This is a genomic window from Haloferula sp. BvORR071, from assembly GCF_000739615.1.
Taxonomy (GTDB): domain Bacteria; phylum Verrucomicrobiota; class Verrucomicrobiia; order Verrucomicrobiales; family Akkermansiaceae; genus Haloferula.
In genome coordinates, this window is the sequence record NZ_BATP01000039.1 from 113,375 (window position 1) to 134,353 (window position 20,979).

Consider the following 20,979-nt stretch of genomic DNA (forward strand, 5'->3'; position numbering starts at 1 on the left):
AAACTCCAAACATGCCATTGCTCGCTGAATTGAGAACCCTTTCCATTCCGGAGCGGATTCAATTGGTGGAGGACCTCTGGGACACAATCGCCGAGGATCAACAAGCCTTGCCCGATAGCCCTGCGGTTATTGAGGAGATCCGGGAACGGAAGAGGCGCCACGAGGCGGATCCTTCTGCTGCCGTTTCATGGGAGACGGCCAAAGCCCGAATTCGAGGCCAGCGTGGCTAGGCAGATCATCGTTCTGCCCGAAGCGGAAACCGACCTCTCCACCGCCTATTGGTGGTATGAAGGGAGGGATGCTGGTTTGGGCGACGAGTTCCTTCGCTGTGTGGAAGCGGCCTTTGCGAAGATCGCGAAGAATCCCCTCCAGTTTCCCAAGCGATTCGACGACTCAAGGCGCATCCTCGTGCGTCGCTTTCCCTATGCGGTCTATTTCGAACACGATGACGACACCGTGACAGTCCAGTATGTCTTCCACTTTGCCCAAAGCCCCGGAAGGTTGGAAGACCGGTTGGGTGGCGACTAGATCTCAAGGGTTCCCGCGGAGAGTCTGCTTCGCTTTCGCCACCAGTACAGCATCCGCGATCCTGCGCTCATATTCTCCCGCCACCGTCGCAGCTCCCATCGGGATCTCCGGCTTGCGGAATTGCATCGGGCTCTCCAGCAGGCTGCGGGCGGAGAGATGCACTTGGTCGACTCCCGTCTCCGCCACGATCTCCGCGATCTGGGCAGCCTTGATCCCGCCACCCGGCAGGATGCCGATCCGCCCGGCCGCTTGGGTGAGGAGTGCGCTGATGGTGCCAAGACCCTCGGGCACCGAGGGAGCTCCGCCGCTGGTGAGGATCCGCTCGAAGCCGAGGTCCGCCAAGATCTCCAGAGCTTCCGGCAAGTCCTTGCAGACATCGAAGGCGCGGTGGAAGACCGCGGGCGTTTCGCCGCAGACTTCTAGCAAAGTCTCCACGGCCGGAAAATCGATCGAGCCGTCCGGCAGCAGGCAGCCGAAGACCACCGCGTCCGCGCCGAGGTCGCGGGCCAGTTCAATATCTGCGCACATCGCGGCGATCTCCTCCGGTCGATAGACGAAGTCGCCGCCGCGCGGCCGGATCATCATCGCGATGTCGCCGGGAAACATCGCCCGCGCCTGCACCAGAAAGCCCGCGCTCGGGGTGAGCCCGCCTTCAGTGAGTGACGCGCAGAGTTCGATACGGTCGGCACCGCCTTCCGTGCAAGCGGCCACCGAATCCAGCGAGTCCACGCAGATTTCCAAGATCATGCGCGGAGCTTGTGAGGCCTCGCGGGGGCGGACGATGAAATTCGCTTCCGCCTCCAGCTTCCCGGAGCCATGCATGGAGGAGATGATTCCCGAGCGGCTGGAACTTCACCTGCGCGATGGCACGCCCGTGGTAGCCCGGCCGCTGACACCGGACGACCGCGCTTATGTGGCCGCAGGCTACCGCCAGCTTTCTCCGGAAGCCCGCTACCAGCGCTTCTGGGTGCGGGATGGCGAAGTCATCGGCGATGCGATGCTCAACCGGCTGCTGGCACAGCAGCTCCCCGACCACGCGATCTGGACGGTGTTCGACCCGACCCGCGAGGGCTTTCCTGGACTTGGGGCGGCTAGCTTCTGGCGTTCCAAGAGCGAGCCCTCGGATGCGGAGTTTTCCGTCAGTGTCTTGGACGCTGACCAAGGCCGCGGGGTAGGCACGCTGCTTTTGGCCCTGCTCTGGCTGGTAGCCTATCGGCATGGGATCGCGACCTTCACAGGCTATACCATGCCGGAGAACAGAGCTGCGCTGCGCTGGATGAGCGATAGCGGTGCGACCGGGGCATGGGATGGCTACAATGCCGTCTTCCGCTGGCAGTTGCGGGATCTCGCCGCGATCCCTGAGACGGCGGCCGGCGCGGACCTAGCCGAGCGCCTGGCAGAGCTGGCACCTGCCTTCCTGTGAGGGCGGATCATCTCTCGTTGCGCGCCGCGTTCGAGAGAGATGCCGCTTTGACGACTGTAGGTGAGAGAAAGTTGACGATTGAGGCGAAGCGGAGGGCGGCCTTAGCGTGCTTGTGTCCCGGCCTAGGATTGCCGCTCTCGAAATAGCGGGTTGCGAGATGGCCATGCGTCTCGGCGATCGAGTTGGCATAGTAGCGATGGATCGCCTCGCTGAACTTCAGGTATTTCAGCCGCGCCGCCACTTCATCTTCACTGAAGTGGATCCTGAATCCCATGGCTTGGTGAAGATGCCAGGCGGTCCACATGGGATCTTCTTGGTTGCGACGCTCCGCCTCGGTGACGAAATCCGACATCAGTATCTCTGCTTCCGCTTGCCGGCCATCGGCCTTGAGCGTGAAGCAGTGCATCAGCAGGGAGGCGAAGTCCCTGAAGTCCTCCAGCTTTGACATGAGGACCTGCTAACATTTCCGCTTGGATCTTCCCAGTCCGCTCTAGGACGCCTCCACACCCTTCTCCCCGAGCACCGGTTTTGGAGTCGGCAGCTTGTGGCGGCGCAGGCCGAATTGCCGGACGGCGTGCCGTTGGAGGTGGGCCATGGCGTCCGCCACGTCGTCGGTGAAGAAAATCAGGTCCGGGTCGGCGGGGCTGATCATCCCGGCTTCCGCCATGTGATAGATGAAGTCCATCAGCGGCTGCCAGTAGTCCTTGCCCATCAGGATGATCGGGAAATTCCGGATTTTCCCGGTCTGGATCAGGGTCATGGTCTCGAAGGTCTCGTCGAGCGTGCCGGCACCGCCCGGCAGGACCACGAAGGCGTATGAGTATTTGATCAGTATAGTCTTGCGGGTGAAGAAGTAACGCATCGTGACCGAGCGGTCCACATAGGGGTTCAGGTGCTGCTCGAAGGGCAGCTCGATGTTCACCCCGATCGAGCGCCCGCCAGCCTCGTGCGCCCCACGGTTGGCTGCTTCCATGATCCCCGGTCCGCCGCCGGTAATGGTGGTGAAACCGAGCTTGGCGATTGCCGCACCGACTTCCCGCGCCATCTCATAATAGGCGGTTCCCGGCTGGATCCGCGCTGAGCCGAAGACTGTCACTGCCGGGCCCACGAAGTGCAGGGTCCGGAAGGCGTGCAGGAAATCCAACCCGACACGGAAAATCGTGCTCATGTCGTGGAGACGGGATCGCGGCCCGGCGAGGAAGCCGCGATCTGGATTTTCCAGCTCGAAGCGCTCTTCCTCGCGGATCTCTGCCTCGCTGATGTGATGCTCCTCAGTGGGTTGTGGCAGATTCGGGCAATCGGGCGGAGTCATGGTCAACTTTGTCTAACACGGCATCGGGGACCGCGCCACGGGGAATCGGGGCGGATTCAGGGTTGCGGCAGATCGGGGTTCCGAAAGCTTGCGGCCCGGAAATTTCGATGCCAGCTTCCGCGCCAAGGCATGCTTCCGCAGAAACGGATCGAGGCACAGGATGGCGAGGACGGGCACGGAGGCTTGAAGGTCCGCGTGATCGGAGGGGGCGCTGCGTCTCCCGCCGGGGAGCGCGAGGTCCGCAATCTTGAGATCGGCCTGCGCATTGGTGGCGGTACCGCCCGCAAGTTGGTCCGCGACGAGCCCGAGGATGAGGGCCCGGTCCACCGTCTGGAAGCGGGGGACATGATGGATCCAGTGCAGGCGCGCGACATGAGTGAAGTCGGCCCGGCCGAACCGCGGGTTTCGCGCAGCCAGGCAAAGCGCCGCAATATCACGCGCTGGACGGTGGGCATGGGCATCGGCACTTGTGCCCTTGTTGCAGTGGCAGTGGTTGCCCAACTCAAGGGCCGGAATGCCCAATCTGCATCCCCTCAGGTGGCACCGGTGGAGATCCAGGCCAAGCTGGATCCGCGCGCTGAGGAGCGCGCCTATTGGCTGAACAATTTCGAATCGCTTTTCCCGCAGGCGGTGGAGCTTTTGAAGCGCTACGCGGCCGCGAAGTCGGCCGATGAGGTTCTTCCGCTGATCAGACATGCTGACCGGGTGCATGACCAAGTGCTGGCGAATTGGCGGCCTTGGGGTTCGGATGAATTTTTGGCATACGGCACGAAGGTTTCGAATTTCATCGAGGATAACCCCGCGTGGGAGTCCCTGACCTTGGTCGGCAAGAAGGGCAATTTTGAACCCTTCGAGGTCAAGATTGTGCGCGAAGGTAGTGAATTGAAGGTGGACTGGGAGGCCACCTGCGGGGAGGGCGATTTCACCGTCGCGCAGCTCCATGCCGGTTCCAAGGCGAAGGATTCCTTGGTGCGCGTCAAGGTAAGCCCGGCGAAACTCTTCACGCCGGACTATCCCGAGGCTGACTACTATTCCTATCAGCTCACGGATCTTACCGGCGAAGACTTCGTCTGGGCCTTCGTCCCCAAGAGTTCCCCCGAGGCCGAATTTTTGAGGAAAGATCTGGATGAGAACTCCCGCATTTTGTCGGCCGCCAAGTCGGTCCCGCTTATCTTGAAGGTCACGGGTCCCCATGCTCCGGGTGTGAACGTGTTCCTGATCACAGAGGTACTTCACAAAGGTTGGGTCACTCCCTAGCAAGAGGCCGTGAGCAATCTTCCGGGAGCTTGGTTCCACTGCAGTCGTTGCGGAGCCCTTTTCAAGGCGGCAGCAGATCCCGCGCGCCGTGGCGACTGTCCGTCCTGTGGGCATGATCCCGTCACCGGGGGCGAAACCGGAGCCCCAGAACAGGAACCAGAGCTGGTGCGGGTGCGGCGCAAGGTCCGTAAAGGGGATTCTCACCATGGTCGTGACCGGCCCCGGCAGTCACGCCAGCAGAGCCGCCAGGCCAAGAAGAAGGCCCACTACCTGATGTATTTTGTGGTGGGCTGGCTGGTCGTTCTCGGGGTCGGCACCTTCTTCTTGAAGCGAATCTGGCCGGATGTGCCGCCGACGCCACCGGGTAACTTCGTCGATCAGAACGCAGCACTTCCCGATGAGGACGTGCGTCTGCTGGAGGATCATGGCATGGCAGCGGCCAAACACTGGACGGAGTTCCTTGAGACGACAGATGCGGCTGCCCGCTCGCTACATGTCCTGCGGTCCAAAGACACGGTGTCGCGGCTGCTGCGCTACTACCAGGAGAACCCGGACCTGGACCAAAGCCAGGATCTGGAGCTTGCGATGAGGAACGTCATCCACACGCCGGTGGGCCCCGGGATTGAAACCTTGTGGACCAGGAAAAACGGCAAGATCCTTGAGGCAGTGTTCTTCGAGGAGAACGGTGATTGGAAGCTGGACTGGGATGCATTCGTACGCTCCTGCTCCGAACCTTGGGGGCTCTTCCTTACGGGGGCCGGCGATGGAGAAGGAACCTTTCGCGTTTTGGCCCGGGAACGGATCGGTGCTGCCGGACGCAGCGCGGAGAGCATTGGACTGGTTCTGACCATTCCCCGCGAGAGCCGACCCGGGGAGGCCACCCTGCCCTCGCCGGAAATCCGCGTGACCCGTGCGACGCCGCTGGGCCGCGCGATTGAAGAAGCCTTTGCCGCTCGTGCCCAGAATCAGGGCGCCTTCCGCAGCAAGGCCTTCGTCCACGATCCCCCGGACATGATCCGCCTGCACGTGAAGCTGAAGCGCAGCGGCGGCGAAGGAGAAGAGCGGAAGTTTGAGATCACCGAGCTGCTGGCACCCCACTGGCTGGAGCTGCCCTTCACTCCGATCAAGGCGGAGGAGGGCAAGTAAGCAGATCGGTCTGTTTGTCTCAGGTGCCGGCCAGACCGCGCCGCATTGCCGCTACGGGATCGCTGCCAGGAAACCAGATCTGGAAGGCTTTCACCCCTTGGTGCAGCAGCATCGCCTGCCCGGTGCCGACCCGAGCTCCGGCGGCCTTGGCGGCCTCCTGGAAGGCCGTGCCAGGACGGTAGATCGTATCATAGACCGCATGGCGGCTGCTGAAGCATTCTGGAGCAAGCGGCGACGGATCCTCCGCCTTCAAGCCCAGCGATGAAGTGTTCACCAGCAGATCCGAACTGGCGGCGAGATGCTCCACCTGAGGGTCGTCGAGCCCCGCGGTGACGATCTCCACTTCGCCATGATAGCGGTGCAAGCGGCTGGCGAGTTCCTGGATCTTGTCTAAGCTGCGGTTCAGCAGGACCAGCTTGGCCACGCCGCGGGCTGCGCAGTGGGTGGCGATGGCACCACCAGCACCGCCGCCGGCTCCCGCGATGAGGACGCGGGCTCCGGGCAGAGTGACGCCGAGCGTTTCGCGCACCGCTTCCTCGAAGCCGTAGCCATCGGTATTGTAACCGGTGATTTTGCCATCGCGGAAGACCACGGTATTCACCGCGCCCATCTGGCGGGCTCCCGGATCCACCTCATCGCAGGCGGCGAGTGCCTCGAACTTGTGTGGGACTGTGATGTTGCAGCCGATGAAGCCCAGCTCCGCCATCCGCGCGAAGGCCCGTGCCACTTGATCGGGCTCGACCTCCACCTTGATGTAGCGTGCCTCGATTCCCGCCTCATCCAAGGCTGGCTGGTGCATGCGCGGCGAGAGCGAATGCGCCACCGGGTAGCCGATCACCGCCAGCCTTGCCGGCTTGTCGTGCCCGGCATCCAGGCGTTCGCGGGAGGAAAGATCGTCGAGGGTATGGAGCGGGCCGGACATGCAGCGGAGGTGAAGCCCGGGGAGCATGGCGGGTAGGCCGCGGGGGCGTCAATCCGCGGGAGGTCACATCGTAGCCCAAGAAAGTCCTGCTGCGGTCCGTTGAAGGGGCGAGTATACTCAGCGAATGACAAGCTTGCCGCGCAGGATTCTTTGCCATTTGGCGGTCATCGTCGCATCCGTTGCGACCGCGGTGGCCCTGAGTCCGCCACCAGCCTTTGACCTGGACTCCAGCGTGGGAGAGGCTGAACAGATTCTCGTGGGGAGTGTGGATGAAGACGGGCTTCTGTCTGTTTCAGAAGTAGTCGCGGGGCCGGTAAAGGTCGGGGACAGGGTACAGATATCGAAGGAGTCCATCATCCTTCGTGAACTTCGGGCGCAAGCACCTGCAGGATTTCGGGTGGATGTGGTCGCGTTTCTCAAAATCGATAAGAGCGGGAAACCTGCCTCCGTGCCCAATGGGAATGGTCTTGTGGGATTCAAGGACGGCATGGCTTGGAGTCACCGTGGATCGATGGTGATCGGGAACTTGGGGATAACGCGGCAGCAATTCATGGAGGATCTCCGCTTGGCAAGAATAGCGAGGGAAGAGCGCGAGGGGCTGCTCGCCTTGCCCCGATCTGCCACCAGGACCGCGAAGATAATCGAATTCGCACTGAAGCATGATCCCGACGCGAAGCATCAGCGGGTTTGGAGCGAGGGAGCGGGGTACCACCTGAACAGTTTGGCGGTTGGTCTGAAGGATCCATCGTTGGAAGATCACGCGGAGATTCTCGATTGCTTGAAGAGGTCCTCCGCAGGAAAGAGCCAGCGTGTGCTGATCGATCTGGCGAGATTGATCCCCTTGGCTCCGGAATCCTTCGATGCGATTTCACCCTTTTTGGGACGCGCTCATGGGAGCGAAGTCAGATATGCCGCTATCTGGGCCCTCGTTCGGCTCGACTCCGCGAGGGCAATCGAGGCCCTGCTCCCTTTCGTGGAGGGATCAGAACCTCAGTTGTTTGATGTGCTGGGTGGCTTGGAACCCGAGTCTGGAGGATCCTTGAATTCCGCCGTCATCCCGCCTCTCTCACGGCTGGCTACCGAGATCAAAGGCGCGGATAAGATGAATGAAGAGGGAGCGCTCTTCAATCGGATGATCTACTACGCTCATCCAAAGTTCGTTCCCGCTCTCCTTGATCGAGCCAGCTCCAGTGATCGCCTTTTGTCCGTAAGGGCGCTCCATGCTTTGAAGGAGATGACCGGCGCAGACATTCCTGCCGACGACCTGGATTCGTGGCGCGCGTGGTGGAAACGCTTCAAGCCTGAGCTCTCAGCCGGCTATGATCTGACCTCTGAATCGGGTTGTGCGGCATGGTCGAAAGCATGGGCACACGGAGATCCGGCGGTCAGGAAACTTCTCGTGCAATTGTGGCTTTATGAGAAGGAGATCAACGTCGCTTGGTTAGCAGCGGCGGCAGGTGCGGACCCCGCAGCGAGTCGTGCCCTGGCCGAGCTCAGGCGGTGGGATCGCCTTCCGGCCGAACGGCGATAGCTCAGTATAGAAAAAGCCGCCGCCGGATGAACCGGCGACGGCTTTGAGGCTGATGATGCTTGTCTCGTCAGTTGGTCTGGATCCGGAAGAACACCTTGGGCTGCCCGTTCAGAGTCGGGAAGCTGGCGAGGTTCACGTTGACCGTGGTGCTGTTGCCCGTCGCCGGCACACTCGGGACCACAGTGATCCATCCGCTGAGGATGGTTGAGGCTTCAACCCGGTAGGTCGATCCGCTCTGCGAGCCGAAGGTCAGCTGAGCAGTGGTCGGCGGTCCCTTGGAAACGACCACATTGGTGACCGCGAAACCCGGAGGCTTGGTGCTGGTTTGCGCGATGGTTGCCAGGCCGGAAGCGACGTTCACCGTGCTACCCGGGCCCTTGACCAGCAGTGGCAGGACGAAGCTCGGATCGACCGGAGCCTTCGCGCCGAAGACTTCCCAGAAGAAGCCGCCGCCGATCTCGAAGACCAGAGTCTGGATCCGATACTGTCCAACATTCAGCGGGACGCTCACCACCGTGCGGCTGTTGCCGGTGCCGGTGTCGACGCGGATCGCATTGTTGACCGTGCTATTCGGGGCTTGGCCGATGGCCGCGACGCCCGGGTGGTTGGTCGAGACGATCGAGCTGATCACCGGATCGGCATTTGCGCCGACGCCGTAGATATACAGGTAGCCGCCGTCATCACCCTGGAAGCCGAACTGGTAGTTACCAGCCTCGGTGATGTTGACGATGCCCTTGGCGCGGATCGTGAAGTCATTCTCCGCTTGGTCCGTGTTCAGGGGCCAAGGATTCGTCCCGGGGAAGGTTCCCTGGGTGCCATCCTGTGGATCGAAGAAGTCCAGCTTGTCCCAAGTGCTGATCTTGTTCGCCGGGGCGTTCGGGTTGGCGAGCGTGTCCTCCAGCCGCTGCTCGGCACCGGCGATGTTGTTGTTCACGATCTTCACCTCGCTGCTCTCCACGGTCCAACCGGGATCGGCGATGCCAGGAAGCACAACAGTAGCAGCCGGCGGGACAAAGCCCACCAGTTGGAAACCGCCCGGCGGGTTCAGGCCGTGAGGCCATTCGCCCGCTGCGCCAGTCAGCTCGTTCCAGAAGCCACCACCACCTTCGAAGTGGATATACTCGATGTCGTAGGCACCGACCGCGAGGTCGATGATGCCACGGGTATTCGAGTTGCCGGTGCCCCCGTTGAAGAAGAGCTCGTCGGGGTTCGAGGCCTCGAACTTGCCGTCGCCGCCATTTTCAGGGTTGGTGGCACGGCGCCAGTTCGGGGGCGCTCCGCCGCCAACTTTTCTGAGACGCAGCATGAAGCCGTCGTCACCTTGGGCCCAGAAAGTATAGGGGCCGGCGGTGGTGATGTTCAGGCGGCCCTTTGCGGTGGTGACCACGTTGTCGTCCGCCTGCTCGGTGTTGCCGGGGAAGGGCAGGTCACCGGGGATGCTGCCGCCGCCACCGTCGTTCGGGTCGCGATGGTTGATGTAGGGGACCTGTGCTTCCGCGGTCAGACCATCCGGATCCGCAGGGGTGCGGGTGGTGTTGGCCAGGAAGTTGTTCGCATCATTCAGGCTGCCGATGCCGCCGGCGTTGCGATAGGACCGCATGCCAAAGCCAGGACCGGTGGACAGCGGGCCGGGAAGGGTGGTCACGAAGCGCTCTTGGAAGGCAGGAACACTCGGATCGCCCGGATTGCCGACAAGGCTCCAAGTATTCGTGTCACGGTCCATGCCGAAGCCGCCCGGTGCCCAAGCCACTTCATAGTAGCCGCCGCCGCCGCCATCCCAGCCGAGGTAGGTGATGTCGTAGGTGCCCGCCGCGTCGAACTGGTAGGTACCGCGCGAGTTCGAGTCGCCCGTGCCACCGTCGCGGAACATGGTCTGGCCATCGCCGAGGTCGTATTGGGCATCGCCCCCGGTGGCGATGAAGCGGCCGCCGCCCGCGCCAGTTACGCGCATTGCGAAGCCATCATCGCCGTGGACCGAGAAGGTGTAGATGCCCGGGGCTGGGATCGAAACCTGGGTCTTGCCAACCACTGCCCAATTGTCCGCTGCCGCGGTGTTGGTGAGAATCGGGAAGTCGTTGTTGAAGTTCCCGGACCCGAACTTGTCGTTGGTGTCCGGGTCCTTGTGGTTGAAAACCGGCGCAGTGCCGTTGACCGGTGCGGGTGGGGTCGCCCCTGTGATCAGGGCCAAGACGTCGGCGATGTTGCCCGGAGCGCCATCGGCTGGCGTCACCGTTTCGCTGATACCCCAAGTGCCGACGCTACCGGCTTGCCCCGGAATGCTGGCGGGCAGGCGCGCTGTCCGCGCCCGGCCGAAGATGAGTTGGTCGGTGCCGCCTTGGCGGGCGAGGGTCAGGTCGAAGGTGTATTCCGTCCCCCGGGTCAGCACCTTGTTGAAGGTGATGGTCGTGGTGGTGCCCACCTTGTTGCGGGTGAGGTCGATGGCGGGGACGCCCTCGCCGTTCACCAGCAACTCAAGGGTGCCGGAGGTAGCGGCAGTCGAGCCGGGCGTATCCTCCACCACGATCGTGCCACCGGTGGTGGTGAACTTCGCCGGGGCCACGTTCAGGTCGGCGAAGTAGCTGCCGCGCAGCGACGAGTAGATGGTCGTGGCGTTCGCGCTTTCGTCCGAGTTGTAGAGCCGCAGTTCCGCGATCTTGCCGCTGAAGGGCGTGTTGCCGTTCTCGGTCATGGCTCCCAAGGCGAACTTGCCGGGATTGAGCGCGCTGGGGTTCACGAAGTAGTCGGTGTCGACCAGCGTGCCGTTCACGTAGAGGCGTTGCACTCCATTGCTCAGAGTATACATCGCCACGATCGGCTGCGGATAGGGCATCGGCTTCGAGAACACCGTGGTATCCGGAGCTCCGACGCCGGCGTTCACGCGGTCGCCGTTCCAGCCCAGGCCCCAGTCGTTGGTGGAGCCACCTTGCTCCATGCCGATCAGGCCGCTGGTCTGCCACCAGTAGTCGCCGGTCGCGCCGGTGTTGAGCGGCTGGAATACCGCCACCAAGGTAATGGCGGAGGCATTGGCGATCGGGTTGTTTGCCGCCGCCACGGTGAAGTAGCTGCCCCCATCGAGATCAACACCCTTGTGGGTGTTGAAGGCGTTGGGCGTCGCAATCGGCGAGCCGGAGGGGGTTGCTACGATACTTCCAGTATTCGAGGTCCAGTTCTGGCCGTCGACATAGGTGTCAGCGGTCCAGTCTGCCACGAGGCCTGCGTGTGCGCTGGCCCACGCCATACATAAGGACACAGTGGTCCCGCGGAGCAGGCGATAGCTCCGCCATTCTTGGGTCTTGTTCACGGGGTTTATCCGGGGTCTTGGGTTCCCACGGCAGAGAAGCCGTGGTTCGAACAAACGAGCCCGATAAGGCCCACAAGTCAAGGAGGCTGAAAACGAAGCGAGGGCGGCTTGGTATGATGTTGCCGCAATCCGCGAGGTGTCCGACAACTTGGCTAACAGAAATCCGTGCACTCCTGTTGTCACCTTTTTGGGGACACCATCGACTTGTTAGGAGTCTTTCTGCAGGTCCCCTTGCGTTTGAAGCGAGTTGGGCGGGGTGGTCTTATGCATTGAAGTTCAAATGCAATCCTGCAACATGATGCAATCGGAGCCTCTTTCTGGATTGCTCCTCCCGCGCGGGGCTTTGAACTTTTTCCGTCATCCGACTAAACCGGTGTGGCCTGTGAACGAAGCGACAGATTTGTAGATAACTTTTTTCTGACATCCGCTGTCAAAGCGCAGTCCGTCTGCTCGGTTGCCGCCCTCAGAATGCAATATTCGGGCCAAACATGTGCCGGATAGGCACAAAATAGGCCGGGGAGATGCTCCCCGGCCTTTTTCAGAAAGCCAGCCGCAGCCGGTTGGATTAGGCCAGCTTGGCCACCAAATCTTCCAGTCGCTTGGCGCAGCGCTCGCGGCCCAGCAGGCCGAGGATGTCGCCGAGATCGGGCCCGCCGGACTTGCCGCTCAGCGCGACTCGCACCGGGAACATGAGTTGCCCTGGCTTGGCTCCTGCGGCCTTCGCGGTCTCGCCGATCTGGTGCTTGGCGGTGTCTGCCGACCAATCGCCGAGCTTGGCGAAATCGGCGGCCAGCGCCGCAAGCAGATCCTTGGCGGTGGCATTGCCACGCACCTTTTCCAAGGCTTCCGGCTCAAAGTCGAACTGGTCCTGCAGCAAGAAGCCGATCGCAGCAGGCACTTCCGAGAGGAGCCGCACCTTCTCCCGCACCAAGCCCGCGACGGCAGCGTAGCCATCACCAGTCGGCAAGCCGGCCTCCACCACGAATGGCTTGGCTGCTTCCGCGAAGCCGGCGGCATCCATCCTCAGCAGGTGCTGCTGGTTGACCCAGGCGCACTTCTCTGCATCGAAGCGGGCTGGCGCGCGATTCACCGCTTCCAGCGAGAAACGCTGGATCAGCTCGTCCATCGTGAAGATCTCCTCATCCGACTTGGGCGACCATCCCAGCAATGCCAGGAAGTTGATCACCGCGGGACCAACGAAGCCTTGGCGCGGATAGTCGCCCACCGCAGCCCCGACATCGCGCTTGGACATCTTCGAGCCGTTAGGATTCTGGATCAGCGGAATATGCGCATACAGCGGCGCGGGAGCACCCAGCGCCTCGAAAAGCTGCAAGTGCTTGGGCGTGTTCATCAGGTGATCTTCGCCGCGGATCACGTGGCTGATCTTCATCTCCAGATCATCCACCACGTTCACGAAATGGAAGACATAGGAGCCGTCCGAGCGGCGGATCACCATGTCGGGAGTATTCGACTCATCGCGATAGTCGATCGTGACCTCGCCGCAGACGAGGTCATTCATCACCACTGGCTTGCGCTCAAAACGGAAGCGCCAGGCGCCGCCGTCCTCGTAGACGCGGCCCTTCTCGCGCAGCACCTCGAACCACTTGTCGTAGATCGCCAGGCGCTCGCTCTGGTTGTAGGGGCCGTAGTCGCCGCCCTTGCCCTCGCCCTCGTCCCAATCGAGGCCGAGCCAGTTCATGCCGGAGAAGATCGCCTCGCGGGCCTCCTGGGTGTTGCGGGCCTCGTCGGTGTCCTCCACGCGCAGCACGAAGGCGCCGCCGTGCTTGCGGGCGAAAAGGTAGCTGAACAGGGCGGTGCGTGCGCCGCCGACATGGAGGTAGCCGGTGGGCGAGGGGGCAAAGCGCGTGCGGACGGGAACGGACATGGGAGGCGCAGTGTAGGGGTGCCGGGCCGCTCGCCAAGGGCAGAGACGCGCCAATCTTGCCCGGAGCCCCGGCCTTGACCGGGCGAAGCCGGGCCTCAGGATCGCACCCATGAACAGGTGCGCCATCACCGGCAAGGAGTGCGACGACCGCGACTTGGTGCCTCTCGACGCCGTCCGCCCTCTCCTCAAGACCTTCATCCGCCGCCGCCATCCGGAGTTGGCGGAGGATGCGGAGATCGGCCGGGAGGCCCTCGACCAGCTCCGCTCTGCCTACATCGAGGATGCGCTCCAGAACGAGATCGGCGAGATTACCGACCTCGAGCGCGAGGTGATCGACAGTTTCCGCGACCGCGAGCTGCTCTCCGAACGTCCCGAGACCGAGGAAGAAGAGGACCGCAAGGCGACCTTCGGCGAGCGTCTTTCGGATCGGATCGCCAGTTTTGGCGGGAGCTGGACCTTCATCATTATTTTCGGCGGCTTCCTGGTCATTTGGATCCTCCTCAATGCTCTCCAACTCTTCGGCGGCAAGGCGGTCGATCCCTATCCATTCATCCTGCTCAACCTCCTGCTCTCCTGTATCGCCGCGCTTCAGGCGCCGATCATCATGATGAGCCAGAACCGCCAACAGGAACACGACCGCAAGGAGGCGATGCAGGACTACCAGATCAATCTGAAGGCGGAACTCGAGATCCGCCACTTGCACGAGAAAATCGACCACCTCCTGCTCAGCCATTCGGAGCGCTTGATGGAGATCCAGCAGTACCAGACCGAGCTGCTCCAGCGGATCCTTGACCAGCCAAAGAAGGGCGAGGCCAGGGAAGATCCCAATTCGCCGTGAATGAAGCGGAGTGTGCGACGATGGTGGCGCTGGCTTTCCGTGCTGATCCTGGCGGCTGCTGTGCTGGCCGGCATCAGTGCTTGGCGTATCGCCAGCTACGCGCCGCTGGTGACGGCGGGCCATTATGATTGCGCGATCGTGCTCGGTGCGGCTCTCGTGAATGACGAGCCCTCGCCCGTGTTCGAAGGGCGTCTGGAACATGCCCTGGAACTTTACCGGCAGGGAAGGGTAGGAACGCTGCTTCTCACCGGTGGCAGGGCCACTCCGACTGCACACGCGGAATCCGAGTGCGCGCTGCGCTATCTAACAGAACTTGGCGTGCCGCAGGACCGCATCCGCATCGAGGACCGCTCGCACACCACCCACGAGAACCTCATCGAGGCTAAGCGTGTGATGCAGGAGAACTCTTGGAGCAACGCCGTGATCGTCTCCGATCCCTACCATCTCAGCCGCGCGATGATGATGGCCAAGGACCTCCAGCTCCACGCCGTCGCCTCCGGCACGCCGACCAGCCGCTACCGCTCGTGGATCAGCAAAGCCCCCTTCCTCGCGCGCGAGGTCCTCTTCTCCGGGCTCTACCGGGTGATCGGGAAATAATGATTTCAACCACGGATAACACGGATGTCGCGGATTAAGAGAATTCAATATCCGTGAAATCAGTGTTATCCGTGGTTCGAATCTCTCGAAGCAAGTGGATCGTGGTCCCTTTGGCGCGGTGTCCACTTCCGGGTTGTCGCAGCGAAGAAGGTGGCCACGAATGACACAGACGGCATGGCTGAGGGGAATCAAATATCCGTGAAATCCGTGTTATCCGTGGTTCGAATCTCTCGAAGCAAAGGGATCGCGGTCCCTTTGGCGCGGTGTCCACTTCCGGGTTGTCGCAGCGAAGAAGGTGGCCGCGAATGACACAGACGGCATGGCTGAGGGGAATCAAATATCCGCGACATCCGTGTTATCCGTGGTTCAAATCTCCCCATGCTCCACGAGGAGATTACAAAGAGCATCATCGGTGCCTCGATTGAAGTGCTGAACGCTTTGCGTCCAGGTTTGGACGAAAAGCTCTACGAGAATGCTTTGGTCATTGAACTTCGGAATCGAGGGCATGTGGTGGATCAGCAACGAGAGTTTCCAGTCCACTATCGTGGGCAATACATCGGGAAGTTGGTCCCCGATCTGCTGGTGGATGGAAAGGTCATTGTGGACCCTAAGGTCGTCGCTGCCTTCAACGATACGCATGTAGCGCAGATGCTTGGATATTTGACGATCACAGGTTTCTCAGTCGCCCTCCTTGTCAGCTTTAAAGACTCACACTTGCGGTGGAAGCGGGTAGTGGGCAACCAGAAGTCCGAGCCTGAAGACCCGTCTGTGTCGCTGGTTTAAGAACGCCGGTACCATTGGAGAGAAACTTTCCGCCACCACCACCGGCTTGCCATCGCCGCCGCTCGAAACGAAACTCCGCCATGCCTCTTTCCGCAGTGCTCTTCGACTTCGACGGCGTGGTGATCGATTCTCACGAAGCCCACGGCCGTTCCTGGTTCGCCCTGGCCGCGGAGCTCGGTCACGAGCTGAGCCACGAAACCTTCCACTCCACCTTCGGCCAACGGAACGAAAGCATCCTGCCCTTCCTCGGCTGGGCGGAGGAGGGTGACAAGGAGCGCATTCAACAACTCGGGGACCGCAAGGAAGGCCTCTACCGCGAAATTCTGCGAGCCGAGGGCATCGAGCCGCTGCCGGGTGTGGTGGCCTTATTGGAAGATCTCAAGGCCAACGGAATTCCCTGCGCAATTGGCACCTCCACCCCGCGGCCGAATGTCGAGTGCGTTCTCGAACTCACCGGCCTCGCCGGATACTTCCAGGATATTGCCGCTTCAGAAGACGTCATGCGCGGCAAGCCGGATCCCGAGGTCTTCCTCAAAGCCGCTGCCAAGCTCGGTGCCGATCCCGCCTCCTGTGTTGTCATCGAGGACGCCCAAGTCGGCCTCCGCGCCGCAAAGGCCGGCGGCATGAAAGCCGTCGGCGTCACGACATCTCATCCCGCCGAAGCTCTCGCTCCCGAGAATCCGGATCGTATCGTGAACTCCCTTGAGGAGGTCAGCGTGGCTTGGCTACGAGGTTTGTGGTAGTTCGTGCCGAGGCGCAGCCGCTAGGCCCTTTTTCAAAAGCCCCAAAGGGGCGGCCGGGAGATAGCCCGGGGTAAGCGCGCAGCGCGCAACCCCGGGTTCAGTGTCTAACAAGATTGGCTCCCTGTAGGGGAGCGAGGAGGTCGCGGATGAGAAGACCATCTGGAGCCGCTAAGCTCCCGGCCCCCAATTTCGGGGGCGATGTGTCTTCCGGGAAAATCCTGGGCTCTCTCCCGGTCGCTCCTTTGAGACTCCTGAGTGCGGAGTGACTACACCACGATCTCAAATCCCTTCCGGTAGCTCTCCTTCAGCATCGCATTCGCCTTCTCTGCCGAGGCGCCGGTGAAGCTCTCCTTCATGCCGTCACGCGTCAGCACCGGTCCAAGGTGCATGCCCTTCTTCTCCAAATCGACGCCATTGGCCGTGAGGTGTGCCTCCATGCGCTCCACCGCCTCGGCCGCCCGTGGGTCCTGGAAAGCCTCGCGCACCTTGTCCGGCGCAGTCTTCTCTCCCAAGCGCCAGGAGATATTCCCGATGTGCGCCAGTGCCGAGGACACGTGCGCATTCTCGACGCTGAGCATGTGCTCCTGCTTTCCGGCGTGGATCGAGTCCACCCAGTTCTGGAAGTGGGACTTACCCCCTTCGAACTTCTTCAGCTCCTTGCCATCCTTGTCGTAGGCCACGCAACCGGCCGAGTGACCGCCGGCGAGCCAGCCGCCCTCGTATTCGATCACGTTCCCGACCGACTGGCCCTTGTAGGTGTCCATGCCGGCCTTGTAGTCCACATCCTTCTTCGGCAGGCCTCGTACTTCGAAGATGATCGGCGCGGGATCGTAACCGAGGACGACCACCTGCGTGTTTGCCCATTCGCCGTCATCGTCGTGCACGTAGCGGTCGCCACAGGACTGCACCACCGGCGGCAGGGTCATCGGATCGCCCAGTGCCCAGCGGCAGACATCGAGCTGGTGCGGTCCCTGGTTGCCCAAGTCACCGTTGCCATACGGGAACTGCCAGTGCCAGTCATAGTGGAACTGCTTGCGCTTCACCTCCGCCATCTCGCGCGGTCCGCACCAGAGATCGTAGTCCACCTCGGAAGGCGGCTGCACCGGCCCGGAGACCTTGCCGATGGATGGCCGCGGCTTGTAGCAGAAGCCCCGCGCCAGCTTGATCTTGCCGAGTTCGCCCTTGCCCAGCCACTCGAAGGCATCCGCCCAGGCGGTCTCCGAGCGCCGCTGGAAGCCGTGCTGGATGATCACCTTGTACTTCGCCTGCGCATTCGCCATCATCCGGCCTTCCCATACATTGTGGGACACCGGCTTCTCCACATACACGTGCTTGCCGTTGGCCGCCGCGGTGATGGCGATCAGCGCGTGCGTGTGATTCGGCGTCGCGATCGTGACCGCGTCGATCTCCTTGGATTCACACAGCTTTCGGTAGTCGGCGAAGGCTTCCACCTTCAAGCCGTCCTTCTCCAGCTTCTCCTTGTTCTTGGCCAGCACCTTCGAGTCGCAGTCGCAGATCGCGACGAGGCGGGCGCCCTTCGACTTCACGATCCCATCGAGGTGCGCGCCGCCGCGGCCGTTCAGGCCGATCACCGCGACCCGCAGCTCGGAATTGGCACCCTGTGCGAGCGCGTGTGGGGAAAGCAGGGACCATGTCCCGGCGAGGGCGGAAGAGCTGAGGAAGAGGCGGCGTTTCATCGGAAGAGGAAGCTAAGGCTGAGTCGAAAAACTGAGGCGAATGCGGGTTTGCTTACTTGGAAAACTCCGCCCAGCGCTCCGCCAGTTTCGCGGAATCCATCGTGCCGTGGTGGAGGATTACTTCATAACGGAAAGTCAGCGTCTCGCCTTTCTTGAGAACATGGTCACCGAGGTGCGGCTCGTCCTTCTTGCCCTCGAAATCGTGGATGCCGAAGGGGTTCGCCGCCATCAGCCCGTAGTCCCGTGCATGCCAAGTGGTCGGGTAGCGGAAGTTTGAGGGGTGATCGAACATCGCGACCACCGCCGGCTCGCCCTTTTCATCCGGTCCGCTGAAGGCGACCCATTTGGCCTTCTTGCCCCAGACGTCGCCGTCCTTGCGATCCTCGGAGTCCGCGATGTGGCCCTTCGCCCCCGCCGGGTCCTTGCCCTTCGGTGCGGTCATTCGCAGGGTCCGGTCGACGCGGACCGCGAACATGCCCTCCTTGGTATCGCCGAAGGTCACATCCTCATCCGCCGCGGTGAGCTTGGAAGTCACCGTGATCGAGGTCGTGTCCGGGTCAAACTGCTTGAAGACGAAGCTGCGCTCCTCGTTCAGCAGGGTCTTGCCCGAGGCGGTCCACGCCAGATTCACCGCGAAAAGGTTCGGCCCGGCGGTTTTTACCCCGCGGTGCTCAATCTTCGGGTCACTCTCCTTGGTCGTCCAGGCCCAGAAATCGGCCCCGTTCACCGATCCGTGGCTCAGCCACAGCGAGCGGTGGTGCGGGTGGTCCTGCTCCTCGCCGAAGCCATTTTCCATCGGCCAGTGCCGCGATAGCACCGCGCCGGAGGACGAAAGCAGCGGGTAGAGGTAGGGGACCCGCGAGTCCGTGCGGTACTCGGTGTAGAGCTTCCCATCCAGCTTCACCGTGATGGTGCCCTTGTCCTGTGAAATCGTAAATTCCCCCGCTGCAAAAGCGGCGGGGCAGGCTAAAATCAGCGCGGCAAAAAGGGCTTTCATCGGTGCAAACTGGACACACTACGCCGCTTGAGCGATGGAAAATTGCGGAATAACTCTTTTGAGTAGGGCTCCCAAGACCAAGTGACCTCGGAATTCGAAACACTCGTCGATACGCACTACGAAGCGCTCTACCGCTTCGGGATGTCGCTGTCCAAGAGTGCGGACACCGCCGCCGATCTGGTCCAGCAGACCTTCTGCATCTGGGCGCAGAAGGGCCACCAGCTCAAGGAGCGGGACAAGGCCAAGACCTGGCTTTTCACCACTCTCCACCGCGAGTTCCTCGCCCACGCCCGGAAGTCGAAACGCTACTCCGACGAGGAGCTGACCGAGGCCGTCGCCGGCCGGATTTGTGCGGAGGATGACGACACCGAGCGCACGATGGATGGCCAGCGGGCCCTCGAACTCCTCGGCGAGCTCGACGAAACTTTCCGTTCCCCCCTCGCGCTCTTCTACCTCCAGCAACACAGCTACAAGGAAATCGCCGAAATCCTCGACGTGCCGATCGGAACCGTCATGTCCCGTATCTCGCGGGCCAAGGAGATGCTTCGCCGCCGCATGACCGCGGAACCGTCGAGTGCACCCAAGAACATCCTGCAACTTCAACCGGAGGCCCTAAAAGCCAGCCATGGATAAGGAAGAAGCCCGCTTCATCCTCCGTTGCTTCCGCCCTGATGGCGCGGATGCGGAGAACCCCGACTTTGCCGAGGCCCTCGCCTGGGCCGCGAAGGACCGCGAGCTCGGCGACTGGCTGGCCCACGAGCGCTCCAGCGATGCCGGCTTTGCGAATGCCCTCAACGCGGTGACCATCCCGCTCTCGCTGCGGGAGGAGATCCTTGCCGGCCTGGCCGCCGAGCGGGGCGATGCCTCGGCCGTGCCGGACCGCTTCGACCACTCGATCATGGGGGCGATGGCCTCGATCCGCCCGCCGCAGAACCTGCGCGCCGAGATTCTCGCCGCAATGGATCGCACCGCAGCGGAGAGGAAGACCCGCCGCATGCCTTGGAAGCTCATCCTGCCGATCGGGGCTGCGGCGGCTGCCGCCATCACGGTAGCGGTGCTGGTTTTCTCTCCGGCGGGTAATTCTTCAAAACAGACCAAATTGGTCGTCAATCTTCCTGCGGAAGGCGGTAACACCAAGCTTACCTTGCCTCCTAAGGAAGAGGAGGACCCGGGTAGCGCTCTCGTCCCGATCAGCATCAACAGCGTGGAAGACGGGGCCATCAAGGTTTTCGAGAACCCGGGCTACACCCTCGATCTACGGAATGAGGATCATCACAAGCTCTTCGAACACCTGAAGGGCGCGGACCTGCCCTGCCCGAATGCCTGCCTGCCGCCGGGCCTCAAGCGCGCACCGGGCGTCGGCTGCCGCAAGCTGGAGATCGCCGGCAAGACCGGAGCCCTCGTCTGCTTCGAGCAAAAGGGCGATGAAGTCCGGCTTGTCGCCTTCAAGCGCTGCGACGTGCAGTGCCACGTGCCCAAAAAGGGCGAAGGCGAGCCCGACATTCGCATGCATGGCAAGTGGTCCGTCGCCCGCTGGGAAGATGAGGACTGGGTCTTCGTCCTCATGGGCGGCGAGAACTTCGATGCCAAGCGCTTGGAGAGCTTCTTCGTCTCCGCCCCGGTGGAGAAGACGGAGAAGTGATCGGCTTCGCGATCCGGGTCTCGTGTTCCCACCATCCCGAAGGGATCCCCGCCTTTCATCATGTAGCGGCGCGTCTATGACCGTCGAACTTCGGCGGCCACAAGCCGCATCGTGAGATCCTCGCCTCACTCCTCCTCATATCGTAGGCGCGTTCGTGAGAACGCGGAAGCCACGGGAAACGCTGTCATCACCTTGGTCTTCCAAACTCTCCCGATCCCGAAGGGATCGCAGCTGCAGTAGCCGGGGATTTAGCGCAGCGACATCCCCGGTACGCCGCGCCAAGGAATACCGATCCCGAAGGGATCGCAGAGCGCTACGACTCACCCGCACCCGGGCGCGTGAACATTTCTCACGCCGCATCTTCCCGAACTCGGCAA

General features: G+C 62.2%; 20 protein-coding genes. 12 read left to right on the forward strand and 8 right to left on the reverse strand.

Translation table 11 applies throughout. The features are described 5' to 3' along the window. The first annotated feature begins 11 nt into the window (after positions 1-11). Both BV071_RS36155 and BV071_RS21190 read left to right on the forward strand, forming a co-directional pair. The gene (locus BV071_RS36155; protein ID WP_035611566.1) at positions 12-230 is read left to right on the forward strand and encodes an addiction module protein; all 219 of its coding nucleotides are present in this window, start codon (positions 12-14) and stop codon (positions 228-230) included. Next, positions 223-528, forward strand: a complete 306-nt coding sequence (locus BV071_RS21190) for a type II toxin-antitoxin system RelE/ParE family toxin (RefSeq protein ID WP_035611568.1) — start codon at positions 223-225, stop codon at positions 526-528. The genes BV071_RS36155 and BV071_RS21190 overlap by 8 nt, the downstream gene beginning before the upstream one ends. Before the next feature lie 3 nt (positions 529-531). Here BV071_RS21190 and BV071_RS21195 read toward each other — a convergent pair whose 3' ends face one another. Then, positions 532-1,275: a copper homeostasis protein CutC gene (locus BV071_RS21195; RefSeq protein ID WP_035611872.1), complete on the reverse strand. Its 744-nt coding sequence runs from the start codon at positions 1,273-1,275 to the stop codon at positions 532-534. Positions 1,276-1,309: 34 nt separating this feature from the next. Between BV071_RS21195 and BV071_RS21200 the strand changes: the two genes are divergently transcribed. Then, positions 1,310-1,951, forward strand: coding sequence for a GNAT family N-acetyltransferase (locus BV071_RS21200; protein WP_265594716.1), 642 nt, complete (start codon positions 1,310-1,312; stop codon positions 1,949-1,951). A 7-nt stretch (positions 1,952-1,958) separates the two neighbouring features. Here BV071_RS21200 and BV071_RS21205 read toward each other — a convergent pair whose 3' ends face one another. Then, positions 1,959-2,399 carry a hypothetical protein gene (locus BV071_RS21205; RefSeq protein ID WP_035611570.1) on the reverse strand — a complete coding sequence of 147 codons (441 nt, stop codon included), beginning with the start codon at positions 2,397-2,399 and terminating at the stop codon, positions 1,959-1,961. Between the two features lie 42 nt (positions 2,400-2,441). Beyond that, a complete protein-coding gene (locus tag BV071_RS21210; protein WP_081886142.1) occupies positions 2,442-3,263 on the reverse strand; it encodes a TIGR00730 family Rossman fold protein in 822 nt (273 codons plus the stop codon). A 129-nt stretch (positions 3,264-3,392) separates the two neighbouring features. Here BV071_RS21210 and BV071_RS21215 point away from each other — a divergent pair, with 129 nt between their 5' ends. Then, complete coding sequence (locus BV071_RS21215) at positions 3,393-4,520, forward strand: hypothetical protein (protein WP_035611576.1); 1,128 nt, start codon at positions 3,393-3,395, stop codon at positions 4,518-4,520. Positions 4,521-4,529: 9 nt separating this feature from the next. Next, positions 4,530-5,666: a hypothetical protein gene (locus BV071_RS21220; RefSeq protein WP_265594717.1), complete on the forward strand. Its 1,137-nt coding sequence runs from the start codon at positions 4,530-4,532 to the stop codon at positions 5,664-5,666. A gap of 19 nt (positions 5,667-5,685) precedes the next feature. Here the strand turns inward: BV071_RS21220 and aroE are convergent, their stop codons facing one another. Then, positions 5,686-6,588 (reverse strand): shikimate dehydrogenase, encoded by a 903-nt coding sequence (gene aroE, locus BV071_RS21225; protein ID WP_052573697.1) that lies wholly within the window; start codon positions 6,586-6,588, stop codon positions 5,686-5,688. A 157-nt stretch (positions 6,589-6,745) separates the two neighbouring features. On the opposite strand from aroE, the gene BV071_RS21230 reads away from it, so the two are divergent. Then, positions 6,746-8,119, forward strand: a complete 1,374-nt coding sequence (locus BV071_RS21230) for a hypothetical protein (RefSeq protein ID WP_035611578.1) — start codon at positions 6,746-6,748, stop codon at positions 8,117-8,119. Between the two features lie 67 nt (positions 8,120-8,186). On the opposite strand, the gene BV071_RS21235 is transcribed toward BV071_RS21230, so the two are convergent. Further along, a complete protein-coding gene (locus BV071_RS21235) occupies positions 8,187-11,420 on the reverse strand; it encodes a LamG-like jellyroll fold domain-containing protein (protein ID WP_265594718.1) in 3,234 nt (1,077 codons plus the stop codon). A 565-nt stretch (positions 11,421-11,985) separates the two neighbouring features. Beyond that, positions 11,986-13,305, reverse strand: coding sequence for a glutamate--tRNA ligase family protein (locus BV071_RS21240; protein WP_035611580.1), 1,320 nt, complete (start codon positions 13,303-13,305; stop codon positions 11,986-11,988). A gap of 109 nt (positions 13,306-13,414) precedes the next feature. On the opposite strand from BV071_RS21240, the gene BV071_RS21245 reads away from it, so the two are divergent. The 4 genes from BV071_RS21245 to BV071_RS21260 all read left to right on the forward strand — a co-directional run bounded on the left by BV071_RS21245 (position 13,415) and on the right by BV071_RS21260 (position 16,266). Continuing rightward, a complete protein-coding gene (locus BV071_RS21245; RefSeq protein ID WP_052573698.1) occupies positions 13,415-14,143 on the forward strand; it encodes a DUF1003 domain-containing protein in 729 nt (242 codons plus the stop codon). Then, positions 14,144-14,740 (forward strand): YdcF family protein, encoded by a 597-nt coding sequence (locus BV071_RS21250; RefSeq protein ID WP_035611584.1) that lies wholly within the window; start codon positions 14,144-14,146, stop codon positions 14,738-14,740. Positions 14,741-15,118: 378 nt separating this feature from the next. Further along, a complete protein-coding gene (locus tag BV071_RS21255) occupies positions 15,119-15,523 on the forward strand; it encodes a GxxExxY protein (protein ID WP_052573699.1) in 405 nt (134 codons plus the stop codon). A gap of 80 nt (positions 15,524-15,603) precedes the next feature. After that, positions 15,604-16,266: an HAD family phosphatase gene (locus tag BV071_RS21260; RefSeq protein ID WP_035611585.1), complete on the forward strand. Its 663-nt coding sequence runs from the start codon at positions 15,604-15,606 to the stop codon at positions 16,264-16,266. Between the two features lie 266 nt (positions 16,267-16,532). On the opposite strand, the gene BV071_RS21265 is transcribed toward BV071_RS21260, so the two are convergent. Together BV071_RS21265 and BV071_RS21270 are read right to left on the reverse strand one after the other, a co-directional pair. Then, positions 16,533-17,963 carry a Gfo/Idh/MocA family oxidoreductase gene (locus tag BV071_RS21265; RefSeq protein ID WP_035611587.1) on the reverse strand — a complete coding sequence of 477 codons (1,431 nt, stop codon included), beginning with the start codon at positions 17,961-17,963 and terminating at the stop codon, positions 16,533-16,535. 52 nt (positions 17,964-18,015) lie between these two features. Next, complete coding sequence (locus BV071_RS21270) at positions 18,016-18,960, reverse strand: PmoA family protein (RefSeq protein WP_035611589.1); 945 nt, start codon at positions 18,958-18,960, stop codon at positions 18,016-18,018. An 81-nt stretch (positions 18,961-19,041) separates the two neighbouring features. On the opposite strand from BV071_RS21270, the gene BV071_RS21275 reads away from it, so the two are divergent. Together BV071_RS21275 and BV071_RS21280 are read left to right on the forward strand one after the other, a co-directional pair. Continuing rightward, positions 19,042-19,593: an RNA polymerase sigma factor gene (locus BV071_RS21275; RefSeq protein ID WP_035611591.1), complete on the forward strand. Its 552-nt coding sequence runs from the start codon at positions 19,042-19,044 to the stop codon at positions 19,591-19,593. After that, entirely contained in the window at positions 19,586-20,602 is a 1,017-nt protein-coding gene (locus BV071_RS21280) for a hypothetical protein (protein ID WP_035611593.1), read from the forward strand. Before BV071_RS21275 ends, BV071_RS21280 begins: the two co-directional genes overlap by 8 nt. Positions 20,603-20,979: the final 377 nt, after the last annotated feature.

Bases quoted from the DNA above. Each gene is read 5' to 3' on its own strand.
- BV071_RS36155 (WP_035611566.1), top strand. From the start codon at position 12: ATGCCATTGCTCGCTGAATTGAGAACCCTTTCCATTCCGGAGCGGATT.
- BV071_RS21250 (WP_035611584.1), top strand. From the start codon at position 14,144: ATGAAGCGGAGTGTGCGACGATGGTGGCGCTGGCTTTCCGTGCTGATC.
- BV071_RS21205 (WP_035611570.1), bottom strand. From the start codon at position 2,399: ATGTCAAAGCTGGAGGACTTCAGGGACTTCGCCTCCCTGCTGATGCAC.
- BV071_RS21255 (WP_052573699.1), top strand. From the start codon at position 15,119: ATGCTCCACGAGGAGATTACAAAGAGCATCATCGGTGCCTCGATTGAA.
- BV071_RS21200 (WP_265594716.1), top strand. From the start codon at position 1,310: ATGAAATTCGCTTCCGCCTCCAGCTTCCCGGAGCCATGCATGGAGGAG.
- BV071_RS21215 (WP_035611576.1), top strand. From the start codon at position 3,393: ATGCTTCCGCAGAAACGGATCGAGGCACAGGATGGCGAGGACGGGCAC.
- BV071_RS21280 (WP_035611593.1), top strand. From the start codon at position 19,586: ATGGATAAGGAAGAAGCCCGCTTCATCCTCCGTTGCTTCCGCCCTGAT.
- BV071_RS21240 (WP_035611580.1), bottom strand. From the start codon at position 13,305: ATGTCCGTTCCCGTCCGCACGCGCTTTGCCCCCTCGCCCACCGGCTAC.
- BV071_RS21265 (WP_035611587.1), bottom strand. From the start codon at position 17,963: ATGAAACGCCGCCTCTTCCTCAGCTCTTCCGCCCTCGCCGGGACATGG.
- BV071_RS21210 (WP_081886142.1), bottom strand. From the start codon at position 3,263: ATGACTCCGCCCGATTGCCCGAATCTGCCACAACCCACTGAGGAGCAT.
- BV071_RS21260 (WP_035611585.1), top strand. From the start codon at position 15,604: ATGCCTCTTTCCGCAGTGCTCTTCGACTTCGACGGCGTGGTGATCGAT.
- BV071_RS21195 (WP_035611872.1), bottom strand. From the start codon at position 1,275: ATGATCTTGGAAATCTGCGTGGACTCGCTGGATTCGGTGGCCGCTTGC.
- aroE (WP_052573697.1), bottom strand. From the start codon at position 6,588: ATGTCCGGCCCGCTCCATACCCTCGACGATCTTTCCTCCCGCGAACGC.
- BV071_RS21245 (WP_052573698.1), top strand. From the start codon at position 13,415: ATGAACAGGTGCGCCATCACCGGCAAGGAGTGCGACGACCGCGACTTG.
- BV071_RS21270 (WP_035611589.1), bottom strand. From the start codon at position 18,960: ATGAAAGCCCTTTTTGCCGCGCTGATTTTAGCCTGCCCCGCCGCTTTT.